This window comes from Saccharopolyspora sp. (assembly GCF_017434145.1).
GTDB classification, from domain to species: Bacteria; Actinomycetota; Actinomycetes; order Mycobacteriales; family Pseudonocardiaceae; genus Saccharopolyspora_C; species Saccharopolyspora_C galaxeae.
The window spans coordinates 1-13,117 of record NZ_JAFRFW010000435.1 but is presented as its reverse complement, the minus strand read 5'-3'; the positions used below and the strand labels follow the sequence as shown (position 1 = coordinate 13,117).

5 protein-coding genes and 1 pseudogene are annotated in these 13,117 nt (G+C 69.8%); 5 read left to right on the top strand and 1 reads right to left on the bottom strand.

All coding sequences use genetic code 11. From position 1 onward, the window contains the following. Nucleotides 1–777 (bottom strand): hypothetical protein (locus tag IJH84_RS11975; protein ID WP_295144106.1); only part of this gene is annotated, 777 nt, incomplete at its 3' end. Nucleotides 778–1,335: 558 nt separating this feature from the next. Here IJH84_RS11975 and IJH84_RS11970 point away from each other — a divergent pair. From IJH84_RS11970 to IJH84_RS11950, 5 genes and pseudogenes are all read left to right on the top strand, one after another. Then, entirely contained in the window at nt 1,336–10,554 is a 9,219-nt protein-coding gene (locus IJH84_RS11970) for a hypothetical protein (protein WP_295144103.1), read from the top strand. Further along, nucleotides 10,551–11,051 carry a hypothetical protein gene (locus IJH84_RS11965; RefSeq protein ID WP_295144100.1) on the top strand — a complete coding sequence of 167 codons (501 nt, stop codon included), beginning with the start codon at nt 10,551–10,553 and terminating at the stop codon, nt 11,049–11,051. Before IJH84_RS11970 ends, IJH84_RS11965 begins: the two co-directional genes overlap by 4 nt. After that, nucleotides 11,048–11,635, top strand: a complete 588-nt coding sequence (locus tag IJH84_RS11960) for a type VII secretion system-associated protein (RefSeq protein WP_295144098.1) — start codon at nt 11,048–11,050, stop codon at nt 11,633–11,635. The genes IJH84_RS11965 and IJH84_RS11960 overlap by 4 nt, the downstream gene beginning before the upstream one ends. Nucleotides 11,636–11,656: 21 nt before the next feature. Next, nucleotides 11,657–12,547 (top strand): type VII secretion system-associated protein, encoded by an 891-nt coding sequence (locus tag IJH84_RS11955; protein ID WP_295144095.1) that lies wholly within the window; start codon nt 11,657–11,659, stop codon nt 12,545–12,547. A 94-nt stretch (nt 12,548–12,641) separates the two neighbouring features. Then, nucleotides 12,642–13,117: pseudogene (locus tag IJH84_RS11950) on the top strand (hypothetical protein); the annotation flags it as partial.

Genomic DNA, 13,117 nt, shown 5'->3' with positions numbered 1-13,117 from the left:
GCGGTGCGCAGTGCCGTGCTGACGCTGCACCGGGAACTGCCCAACCGCGGCGGCCACCTGCACCTGCCGGGTGCGGCGCGCACGATCGACAAGCTTCCGGTTGAGCAGCGTGCGGCGGCGTGGGAGGCGGCGCTGAATCTGTTCCATCGGACCTTGCCTGCGGATGCGCGGGTGCAGTTGGTGCCGAAGTGGTTGGAGGGTGTTCCGGCTGGGGTGGCCGAGCAGGCGCGGCGGTTGTTCGGTGGCGAGTCGGATACGCCTGCCGCGGCTGGTGAGCGTGTTCGTGCGTTGGCTGCGGGCCGTCGTGATCTGGACGATCTCGACGTGGAGGCGATTCGGTCGGCGTTCCGGAATCGATTCGAGCGGGTCGTGTCCACGGAGCAGGCGCGTGCGGCGTTCGGGGGTTATCTGGGGTGGATGCACGAGCATGGTCAGGAACGTCGTTTCCCGGAGAATTCGTCGCGGTTGGGTGTTGAGGTCGCGCAGTACGTGGTGACCGGCGATCCGCGGGAGCAACTGCGTGGTGGTGCGCGGCAGGTTTCGGATGCTGCTGGGTCTGCCGAAGGGTCGGGCAGGGAAGGCGAGGGCTCCGAGCGCTTGCCGAGCGATGCGGGATCGGCCGTGCGTGCGCCCGGAACGGACTCCGTGCTCGATTCGGCGGTGCTCGAGCAGGCGCTGGCCGGTGAGTTGAACCAGCAGCCGGAGGATGTGCACGCGCGGCGGCTGGGGTTGGATCCGTTTGGTGTGCGCCGGAATGTGCCGGATGCTCCGGAACATCTGATGCGGAACGGTCGTGGTTATGATTTCGACAAGTTGCGTGCGGTGAAGCGGGATGCGTTCTTCGAGCTAGTCGACATGACTCGTGGTGAGCGTCCGTCGTGGGATTCGTTGCAGCCGGAGAATTTGCCGTCTCGTGCTGAGTCGGTGACCGAGGGCAGGCGGGTCGGACGTAATAGTGGTGCGGGTTTCAAGAATCAGCGCGTTCCGCACTTGGTGCACAGTATTTGGCTGGGCGGGCCGCTGTATCAGGACCGGGCGGATGGTGGTTCGCGAGCTGATTTCATGGCGAATGTCGGCAGTGCGGCGACGAATGCGGATTTGCGGAATTTCAAGTTCGTGGTGTGGACGGATGTGTCGCGTGCGGACTTCGAGCGGGTTGATGGGATGGAGGTGCCCGCGGGCCGGGATGCCCGGATTCAGCAGATGCGGGGTTGGGCGCGGGAGCATGGTGTCCGGTTGGTGAACATCGATGAGGTGTTTGCTTGCCAGAATCCGATGTCGCTGGATGCTGAGGTGCGGACCGAGCGGGCTCGGGGTACGGGTGCTGCGTATGCCGTGGCCAGCGACGTGAGCCGGTTGGAGATCCTGAACCGGTTCGGCGGCGTCTACACCGACGGTGACAACTCGCTGGTGCATCCGGACGGCCGTGGCCGGGACCTTGCGGATGCGGTGCGCACGGCTGCGCAGCACAAATTCGGATTCCTGGCGTCCCGGGAACGCGATGGAAAGATCAATAATTCGGCGCTTGTCTCCGCCGCTGGTGTCGGCGCTACCCGGGAGTACCTGCGTATTCAGCAGGACAACTTCACTAAGGACCTTGCCGAGACGATTGCGCGGGCGACTGTCGTCGAGACCGCGGGCATCAACATGGCCGCGCAGTTCACCGCCGCTGATCGGGAGCCGACGTGGCTGTTGAACGACAGTTCCTCGTCGACCGAGAACGAGACCCTCGGCCGGACCGGGCCGACGCCGTACATTTTCAACCAGCTCGCGGCAGCACTCGGCATCGCCGGGAACAACCCGCGCGCTGATCTGCCCTTCATCAGTGACGAGATCGTCCACGTCAATTCCGGGCACAGCTGGCTGGAGCAGGCGCCGGACGCGCAAGAATCCGCGCCTGCCCCGCGGGCACATCCGGGACGCGAGGGCGTGCTCGACGCGGTGCGCAGCGCCGTGGTCACGCTGCATCGGGAGATGCCCAACCGCGGCGGCTACCTGCATCTGCCGGGTGCGGCCCGCACGATCGACAAGCTTCCTGAAGCGCAGCGTCCCGCTGCGTGGACGGCCGCGCTGAACCTGTTCCACAGGACGGTGCCACCCGGCACGCCAGTGCACTTGGCTTCCAAGTGGCTGCACGACGTCCCACCCGAGGTAGCCGAGCAGGCGCGGGACCTGTTCGGCGCGGATCGGAACACCCGAGGCGACGGTGCGCGCGCCCGGGAGCGGGGACTCGCGGACCGGGGCGAGTTGGACGCGCTCGAGGTGGAGGCTGTGCGTTCGGCCTTCCGGCACGGGTTCGGTCGTTCGGTGTCGGCGGATGAGGCGCGCGCGGCCTTCCGGGAATACCTGCGGTGGATGGATGAGCACGGGAAGGAGCGCCGCTTCCCGGAGAATTCGACGCGGTTGGGTTCCGAGGTCGCCCAGCTGGCGGTGACCGGGGATCCGCGGCCGCAGCTGCGCGGTGGTGCGCGGGATTCCGGTGGACCGGCGGCCGGTGGTTGGGGTTCCGGGCCTTCCCGGTTCCGCGGCTGGAAACGCTTCGTCCCGATGCAGCGCGGGGACCGGGAAGTTCCGGCAAGCTCCGCCGCCGTCGCGGTGAGCGATTTCGTGGACCCCGAGATCACGATTCGCGCGAAGGTCGGCCGGTTCAGGTGGACCAACCTGCGCCTGGGCGACATCGCCTACCACGTCATGCCCGGCGACGGGAGCGGATACGGCGTGTCGTTCGCCCAGGACGATCCGTATTACCTCACCGGCCGGTACTACGACACGCTCAACACCTTGCCCGGCGAGTCGCCGCACGAAGCGGCCGTCCACCGGACGCGGCCGTCCGCGCAGCGCACGCAGTCCGATGTGCGGGTGTTCTCCTACGCCGCGACCGACCGCGGGCGGTACGAGATCTTCCGGCGCGACGGTTCTTCCGTGCGCGTCGACGCCGCCGGGTACGGCGAGATCCTGGCCAACTTCCGGCCGATGCGGACACTGTCGCAAGCGATGTTCGACAGTCCGGGCGTCAAACTGCTGTCGGCGACGCCTGATGTGCGCTCCACTGCCAGGGTCCTGCACCGCAGCGGGGTGCCGTTGGTGGTCGAGGCGCCGGTGGGTGGTTCGGCCACCCAGCTCGCGGACGGACCCTTCAGCACTCCCGGCAACCTGGGATGGCAAGAACACACCCCGCACGGGCAGGTCCACACGCACAGCGTCTACTCGGACGGCAACGTCGACAACATCAGATTTTTCGAGAGGTTCCTGCCCGGTGCGCCTGAGATCTTGGACGCGAACCGGCCGTTGACCGGGCATCTCGACGACGGCACCCCGTTCGAGTTCTATCCGCACGAACTACGGGACACCGAACTCAACAGCAACGGCACGGGTTGGACCCGAACCGTCGGAAATTCCTACAAGAGTTCCGAGGAATCGTCGGCAGAGCGCTATCGGGGCGGTCTTGCCGATGAGCTGCACCATGTTGTGCGGACGCGGAAGGGTGAGCGGTCGAAGCTCGACGATGAGGTCTCCGATCTCGATCGGCACGACCCGTACCACCGCCTGGTTCCTGCTCCGTTCGCGCCGACCACGGTCACCCTGTCGAACCCGCGCACCGGTGCACCGCAACAGGTCACCGCCGGGCCGAACATCCTCAGCGCGCACGGAACCGAGGAAACCGTCATCATCCACGTCGAGCGGGGTGGTCAGCGCTACAAGTTGTCGGTCGACGGGCGGACCTTCACCCGGCTGTCGTTGCAGCGCCGGAATTTCCACCGGATGGTCGCGGCCAACCCGGCCGGAAAACTCCTGTACTCCATGTGCAGCGTTGCGAAGAACACCAGTACCGGCTTCGCGGACGAACAGCCTGGGGGAGTCTTCTTCCGGTCGTCGGTCCGGGAGTTCCACGATTTCACCTTCACGAACACGGCTTACGCCCCGCGCGACATGCTGTGGATTCCCCGTCTCTACGCCGAGGACAACGCGGGATGGGCCAGCAGCTACGTCAAGGACGGCCGGCAGTTCATCGAAGTCCACGAGAGCACCCGGTACACCGGGCAGGAGCCGGGGAATCCGGACGGCGGTGCAGCGGTAGCCGAGCCGGTTGCCCCGGCTGTCGACGCGGATCTGCGGTCGTGGCTGGGTTCGTTCGATCAGCACACTTCGGAGTTCGTGCGGTCGTCGTTGTCGGCAGCGTTGGGGCGGGCGGTTTCGGCGGCTGAGATGTCCGCGGCGCTCGAGGGTTATGCGGCTTGGTTGACCCGGAATCGGCATCGTCATGCGGTGCCGGAGAACCTGCTGCGGTTGGCGTCCGAGATGGCGCAGTGGATGCAGACGGGTGGGACGAGCGGACTCCGCGGCGCCGGTCGCCGGTTCGGTCGTCCCGCAGGCGCAGGGCGCGTGCCCGCTGGTGCGGAGTCGTCGAGCGCGCAGGGGGCGCCCCCTGCCGGGTCCGGTGGGGCACGCAGAAGTACCCGGGCGGCTGCTTCGCGGCCCGACCCCGATTTCGATCCGCAGCCCGGCCCGTCCCGTTCGGCGGACGCGGACGATCGGTACCCCGAGAACCTGGCCCTGCGGTTCGAACGTGGCGCGCTGTCGCCGGACAGTGAGATGCGGCTTCGGGGCCGGACGGCGGCATTCCTGGAGCAGATCGCACAACGTCCGGCGGAGGCCCTCGCGCAACAGCCCGCGATGGAGGTCGTGGTCAACGGACGCCGCGTCAGCGAGGCCCTTCTTGCGCAGCGGCGCGGCACTGCGCAGGAGTTGATCGAGTCGGTGGTCGGCGCCGTTCCCGGCTGGTCGGCGCAACCGGAGAGCCACGGGGCGGTGTCGAGGATCGTGTTGACCGGCCCCGCGGGCGCGCACGGAGTCGTCGAGCTGTCCAGCCAGGCGAGGGTGAAGCTCGGCGACACCTTGGTCGGTGCCCGGGTGCGGGTCTCGGGCGTCGCCAAGCCGGATGTTCCCGGCGAAGGCGGCGCGGGGCACTCGGTGCAGTCCGCGGCTACCGACGGCGAGGACCGGTACGCAGAGCAGCTGGGCGTCCGGTTCACACCCGGCAGGTCTTCCTCGGGCCAAAACCTGTTGCCGGTCGAGGAGGAGCGGCGGCTCAGGCACCGGATGGCCGGGTTCCTGGAGCAGGCCGGGCAACAGCCGCCCGGGCGGCAGCTTGCGATGCAGGCCGTGCTCTCCAGCGTCAGCGTCGGCGAGGCTCTGCTTGCGCGGCGGCACAGTGTGGTGCAGGAGTTGTTCGAGTCGGTGGTCGATGCCGACCCTGCTTGGTCGCGCGAGAGTTCGTTCGACGGCCGCCGCGGGGTGACCAAGATCGTGTTGACCGGCCCGGCGGGTGCGGGCGGAGTCGTCGAGCTGTCCCACCAGAAGAACCCGCGGGTCGGCACCACATCGGTCGGTATGCGGGTGCGGGTCTCCGGCGTCGAGCAGGCGCGCGCTGCTCCCGCAGCAGGCGATTCCGTTGCGGGCAGCGCGGCGCGACCCGGGGCTGCGGGTGGTGGGACCCGCTACGCAGAAGATCTCGGCGTGCGGCTCGCGGTCGGCAACAAGTCGTCCGGGCGCTTTCCGTTCTCGGCCGACGATGAGCAGCGGCTTCGGGATCGCGTGGGCGGGTTCCTGGAGCAGGTCGAGCAGCAGCCGCCGGAACAGGAACCTGCGATGGCGGTCGTGCTCGCCGCCCACAACGTCAGCGACGCTTCGCTGGGGCGGCGGCGTGCCGCCGCGCAGGAGTTGATCGAGTCGGTGACCGGCGCCGTTCCCGGCTGGTCGGCGGAATCCTCGCTGGACAGCCGCGGGGCGGTGTCGAGGATCGTGTTGACCGCCCCGTCGGGTGCGCGGGGAGTCGTCGAGTTCTCCCAGCAGCCACGAGTGATCATCAACAAGATCCCGGTCGCTATTCGGGTGCGGGTGTCGGCCGGGGCGGCGCCGGACGTTCCCGTTGACGGAGGCGCTGCGGCCCCCGACCCCGCAGCAGCGGCTACCGGCATTGCGGAGCCGGCCGGTGAGGCCGGGCCCGATGCGATGGATTGGGTGCCGGAGGGAGCCGACCGGGGTTGGTCGTGGAGTGATTCGGCTCCGCCCGAGTTGTTCGATGCCGGCGATTTCGATCCTGCGGCGGTGCTCCCGCCTCCGCTGTTGCCGCAGTGGGAATCCGCAGGTGTGCCCGCGGCGTCGGATGCATGGGAGCCGTCGTGGTTCGGTGCGGCCGAGGCTGTCGAGGTGCAGGGCGAGCCGCGTGCGGAGGAATCCGGCGTACCCGAGTCGGTCCGCCAGGCCGTCGAGGCGGATGCGGAGCCGTCGTCGAGCACGCAGTGGGCACCCGAGGGTGCGGTCGCCGACGCACAGGACTCCGGTGTGCCCGCGGAGTCCGTGCGGGACGCGGGGCAGGGGGCGCCGCGTGTTCATGGTGCATTCGTCGGTTCCGCGGAGGCTTTGGAATTCGATCGGGAGCTGTTGCGGGAGTGGGTGCGTTCCGGGGGAGCGGAGTCGTTGGCGGCGCGGTTCCGGTCGGCGGTTGCGGAGCAGCGCGCTCGGGGGATTCCTGCGGCGGCGTTCGAGTGGCCGCAGTTGTGGCTGGAGTCGATCGAGCCTCGCGGACTGGATTCCGCGCGGTTGACGGGGCAGCTTCGCACGGCGCTGGAGGAGGCCGCCGGTGTCGCCTTGCCGGAGGAGGCTGTCGAGCTCACTCGGGTGCTGCGGCGTTCGCGCGAGCCCAGCGGGCCGGGCGCCGCTGCGGCAGCGCCCGCGGAGCGGCGTTTTGCGCTTGCGGCGGGCACCGCTCCGGCGGAGCGGTTCGTGCGTGCGGTCGAGGACCTCGGTGCGAACCTGTCGCTCGACTACGTGGGCAACGGCCGGACGGAGTTGGAGTCGGTGTTCCGGCGTCGGCTGTATCGGCGATTGGCCGCGTTCGTGCGGGAGGCGCAACGCGATCCGGAATTGCGCCTTCCGATCCGGGTGGCAGCGGCCTACCCCGGGACCAGGGCGAAACGTGTCGCCGCTGCTCAGGAGCAGGTGCGTGCCGGGATCGCGTTGGCGCTGCGGCTGGATCCGGCTGACGACCGGGTGGAAGCGCTGCTGAACCGCGTCGATGTCGCCGGTCGAGCCAAGGTCGACGTCACTGTTGCGGACTTGGACGGAGCGCCGCGGCGGCGCGGGCACGGCTCGGCGATGTTGATCGGTGCCGCGATCGGTGCTGCCGAACGGGGCAACGCTGGTGCCGGGGAGTGGGCGCGGGTCGTGGACGCCGACGATGGATCGCACCGTGTTCATGGCGCTTTCGTTCGTTCGGCGGACGCGCTGGAGTTCGACGCGGAGTCGTTGCGGGAGTGGGTGCGTTCCGGGGGATCGGAGTCGCTGGTGGCGCGGTTCCGGTCGGCGGTCGCGGAGCAGCGTGCTCGGGGGGTTTCTGCGGCGGCGTACGAGTGGCCGCAGCTGCGGCTGGAGCTGGTCGATCCGCGCGGGCTGGATTTCGCGCGGTTGACGGGGCCGCTTCGGACGGCGCTGGAGGAGGCCATCGGTGGCCGGTTGCCGGAAGAGGCCGTCGAGTTGCTCCGCCAGCAGCGCCGCGAGAGCGCGTTCAGCGTCGTTTCGGGTTCGCTCGTGCGCAGACGTTTTGCGGTTGCGGTGGAGAATGCTGCGGCCGAGCGGTATCTGCGTGCGGTCGAACAGATCGACAAGGGCCTGGTGCTCGGCTATGTGGGCAACAACCGGGCGGAGTTGGAGTCGGTGTTCCGGCGTCGGCTGTATCGGCGGTTGGCCGCGTTCGTGCGGGAGGCGCAAGGTGATCCGGAGTTGCGTCTGCCGGTCGGGGTGGTGTCGACCAACCTCGAATTGAGGGCGAAACGTGCTGCTGCTGCTCGGGAGCAGGCGCGTGCCGGGATCGCGTTGGCGCTGGGGCTGGATCCGGCGGATGACCGGGTGGGGGCGCTGCTGAACCGCGTCGATGTCACCGAGCACGCGGGGCTCGAGATCACTGCTGCTGAGCCGGACGGGGCGCCGCGGCGGCGCAGGCACCAATCGGCGATGGTGATCGGTCCCTCGATCGGTGGCGGGTCGTACTCGGGGGGTCCGACGGTGCAGGCAGCCGCGGCCGGTCCTGGCGCGCGGCGCACCGGTGCCCCGTTGCCTGCGGACACGGCGGCGGCACCGGAGTCGTGGGTGGGCGAGTTCTCGGAATTCCTGGATACGGTGCGGCGCGCTGTTGCGCGGAACGATCCGGGCTCGGTCGGACTCATCTCGCAGCATGGCGGCCCGTTGTCGGCGTGGTTGCGGGCGGCGGCGGACAAGCAGGCCGAGGCGCACCGGGATGGCACCGAGCCGATCGACCTGCGGGTGCACTTGAGCAGGTCAGCGGTGAGCGCCGGCGGTGGTCGGGTGCTTGCGCATCATGTGCGGGAGGCGATCGCCGCGTCGTTGCCTGCGGGCGCGGTTCTTCCGGAACCGCTGTTCACCGAGATCACGACCGCGGTCCACGACCTCCGGAGGCCGTTGGGCGTTGCCGACCGGGACACCGTGCTGGTCGAACTGGTCGAGACGCCGGGGCTGGCCGAGCGGGATTATCGGAATGTCGAGCGGCGGCTGGACCTGAAATTCCTGCCTGCTCGGGCGCGGCTTCCGGAGGCTGCGCGGCGGCGGTTGCGCTGGCGGCTGGCCGGGTTCGTGGATGCCGCCGCGGATGCGCCCCGGATGCGGTTGCCGATCGAGATCGCCGCTACGGCGAGGCAGGGCCGGGCTCGGACCGACGCGGTGCGGCAGGAAGTGCGGGAGACGTTCAAGCAGTGGTTGCACTCGCCGGACGGTAGGTCCTGGATGCGCAGCAAGGGGATCCTGAGCCTGGACAGGGCTGTCGAGAGGTGGTCCGGGCGTGTCTCGATCGAGCAGATCGATCGGCGCGGCACCGGCGTGCCCGTCGGTGGGATGCGGGTTGCGCCGGTGTACGAGGTGCCCCTGGTGGGGTCCGCGCCTGCGGAGGCGCTGCCTGCGGGGCGGTTCACCGTTCCGGGACGGGAGCCCGAGGCATCGCCGGTGCTCAGCTGGCTGTTCTCCGCAGGGGATCCGAGTGCGGATTTCGCGCATACGCTGCTGGCGATGGTCCGGGAAGCGGAGTCGGCGGGCCGGGAGTGGCCGGATGTGCGCGTGATCGCCGACCGCAACGGCGGGCGAAACCTCGGGCAGGTGTGGGACTCGCTAGCGGAGAAGCTGCGTGCCGCGGTCGAGCGTGCCGCCGGGGAGGAACCGGCCTCGCACGTGCCGTACACCCGGCTCTACATGCACGGCGGTGTTGATCGGATCGAGGTGCATCCGGGGCCGGGGTGGTCCGCGGAGCAGTACCGCACGGCTGCGGCGCTGGATCTGTCGTTCATCCGCCGGACGCCGACGATGTCGATGGCGATGTTGCAGCGGTTCGCGTGGCGTGCGCATGGCTTCTTGGATCAGCTGGCGCGGCGGGATGCGGACGAGCCCGGGCCGGTGCCGACGATGCGGATCGTGGCCCGGGTTTCGTCTGGCGATCGTTGGTATTACGTGTGGGAGATGTTGGAGGAGGTGTTGCGGCACCGGGTGGCTGATTCGTTGTGGCAGCGCAGCGATGTGGAAGTGCTGGACGGGAACCGCGAGTCGCGGATCTCGCTGACGGCTCCGTCAGGAGCGCTCGGCGTGATCAGCCTGGTTCGGGAAAGCACGTACCCGAATCTGGTGCGGGTTGAGGTGTCCGGCCTCGGTGCCGAGCCGGTGCCTGCTGAGGCGGCGGATTCGCCGGACGCGGGTGGTGCGTGGCCGCAGGCTGATCCATGGGCGTTGCAGGACGGTTTTGACGTGCCTGCGATTCCGGATGAGATTCCGGAGCTGCCGCCGGAGGTGTTGGACGATCTGCAGTCGGTTCTCGCCTCGGCCGATTGGATGGGGACGCTGACGGCCGCGGACCCGTCGGGTGCGTTGCCGGAGTCGCTGATCGATCCGGCTTTGCTGGAGCAGTCGGCAGCGGACCTGGAATTGCCGGAGCTGCCTGCCGAGTTGGCGTGGCCGCAGGCCCCTTCCGGTGGTCTCGGCACCGAGCTGCCGAGTGCGGTTGACGAGCAGCCCGCTGATCTCCGCAGGGACGAGTCCGGTGCTGCGGGTGTTGCCGAGCGGCCGCAGTCGGTCGACGTGCCGGAGGCCGATCGGATGGAGCTGGATTCGGATGGCGCGGATTCGTTGTTCTCCGATGGCAGGCCGTTGGACGAGTTCGTCGACTATGACGGCGATGCCGTTCCGGGTGAGTCGTCGCCGGGTGATCGGGTTCGGTTGCGGGCGGATGCGGCTGCGGCTGTGGATGTGTTGGGCAAGCGGCGTCCGGAGGAGTTCGACGCGTTGTTGCGCGATGCGGGGCAACTCGTGGCGCAGGTGCACGAGGTTCCGGGGTTGGCCGATGTGCGAGAGGCGACGCCGCAGCAGCGGGCGGAGCGGGAGTTTTTCGAGGATGTGGCCCGTGTTGTGGCGCGGGAGTTGCACGCGCGTGGTCCGAGAGCGGCTGCGGGTCTTGCGCGGGAGTTGGCTGCGGAGTTCGGGACGGCGCGCCGGTCGTGAGGCCGCACCTCGCCTTCCGGCAGCGCCGCGAGAGCCGCGCGACCGCGCCGGTCGGCTCCGAGTTCCGGCCCGGCGGGAACGCTGCGGCGGCCGCGCACAACCGGATCGTGCCCGTCCCGTGGCCGATGACCCCCATCGAGATCACCGACCCGGTAACCGGGCGGACCAGGGTCATCGAGGCTGGGCCGAACGTGTTCGGCGCGCACGGGAACGAACTCGAAGTCAGCCTGCGGATCGACCAGGGCGATGGGCCGGTCGACCTCGAAGCGAGCGCTGCGGCGCTGGCCCGGACGATCGTGCAGTGCCCGAATTCCACCAGATGTCCTGCCGCGGCGGTCCCCGCCGGGTCGGCACCTGCCGCGGAGCCCGCGTCGCCGCCGGTGCCCACGACCTCGGGCGACCCGGCCCGCACCGGGTCCGAAGCCACGAGTACGCGCGATAATGGAACCACCAGCGCTGCGCGACAGCGCTCCGCGATGGACAAGGAATTCCCATGACCACCGACGAATCCGCGGAAGCCGGCGAGGCGCAGTGGGCCTTCGTCCTCGACCCCGCCTGGCGACCCGAGTCGGATGAGCAGAACGCGCCCCTCGAAGCGGTCCTCGGCGCCTGGTACCTCGAACCGGACGGAACCACCGGGCCGTTCCGGGCGAACCCCTACTACCTGCCTTCCCGGGAGAATTCTCCGACCGACCCGGTGGACGCGGCGTTGCAGCTGCTGATCGACGGTGCGTACGACGGCGACGAGCTGTTGGCGGTCATGCGGGACGCGCTGTTCGGGATCGCCCTCGACGAGCAGGGCAGCGCGGTCGTCGCACCGTCCCCGGACGACGTGCCTTCGGTGCTGGTCGCGACGTCACCCGTGCACGCCCACCGGGTCGAGGTGGCTGCTTGGCAGGAGATCACCGCCAAGGATCTGGCCGACTCGCTGCCCGGTGAAGGCGTCGACGTGCTGCTGAACCCTGGCGCGCCGGCGTCGATGCGGGTGTTGGCGAGTTCGCTGAAAGGCGCCGTCGCCGACGTCGAATCCGGTGCTCGGATCCCGGGTGGGAACCCGTTCGAGCCGCCCGAGCAGGACTGAACGGGCCCGGGAGGAGTCTCGATGGCAGCGGAAGAAACCACCTCGCCGGAGACCGCCGAGCGGGCGCCGGAGGTGGCAGCCCCGGATGCAGCCGCGGACCAGATCACCGGCGAAGCGCCGGAAGACCAGTGGGTCGTGCTGATCGACTCCGCGTGGGAACCGGAGGACGAGCAGGACCAGCCGCCGGAGAGCGCCGTGGTCGGCGCCTGGTACGTCGAGCCCGACGGTTCCACCGGGACGTTCCGCAGCAACCCGTCGTACTTGCCGTCCAGCCCGGACTCGCCGACCGACCCGGTGGACGCCTCGCTGCGGTTGGTGATGCGCGGTCAGCTGCCCGTCGAGGAGCTGCTGGCGACGTTGCCCGGCTCACTGTTGATCATCGGCTTGGACGAGCAGGACGTGCCGATCGTCACCCGTGCACCGGACGGCAGCCCGTCGGTGCTGGTGCTCAGCGCGCTCGCGCACGCGCACCGGCTGACCGTGCCTTCATGGCGGGAGGTCACCGCGGAGGGGTTGGCCGATTCCCTGCCGGAGCAAGGTGTTGATGTGCTGCTGAACCCCGGTGCGCCCGCCTCGACCCGCATCGGTGCGCCCGAATTCTGCGCGGCCGTGCGCAGGCCGGCCCCCGGTGAACGGCCGACAACCGCCGCGGAACCAACCGAGCGCACCGCAGCTCCCGATACCGTGGCTCCCCTGGCCGGGACCGCTGGACTCGTCGTCGATGAGCCGGTCCCGGCGACCGGGCACCGGGTGGCGACCGTCGAAGATTTCGCCGGTCAGCTCCGGTTCGGCGCTGCGCCGTCGGCCGGTCTCCACGGCGCGGCCGACGGGGAAGCCGCGTGGGTACCCGCTGAGCCGCCGGAGAGCGACCCGGAAAATGGGTCCGGCGGGCGGGCGCGCGGCGATTCGTGAGGGGTTCGCCGAGTTTCGGCCCGGCCCGGCCGGATCGGCGCCGCATAGCCGAGCCGACCGTGCCATTCTCCGATCAGCGAAAGGGGAGAACGTGGTGACCGTGGTCGACCGGATGCACGACCTGCTGCTGCACTGGGCGGGGCGCGTGCCGGATGACTTCCTGGCGTCGGCGCGGCAACGCCTGGCCGAGCGGACGGTGGCCGAAACGGCCGACGCGCTGTGCCTGCAGCTCGCCGAGCGCAAGGTGCCGGTGACGATCGCGCAGGCCGGTCTGCTCAGCGAGCTGGTGGGCGATTCCGCTTCCGCGGTGTTCAGCGGCATCCCGATCCGGGACGACCAGCCGGCCTTGGAATGGCTGTTCGCCGAGCAGCCCGCAACTCCGGAGCAGCCCGCAGCCGAGGCCGAGGCCACTACAGCCGCCCTGATCGCGGTGCTGTCCGGCGACTCCGCCGCCCGCGGACTCTGGCTGTCCTGGCGCACGCCGTTCCGCGACGGCGGCACACCGCTGCCGGTGCACGTGGTGGAAGCCGATGACGGCCTCCCCGCCCTGAGCGCCGAGCTGCACGGCGC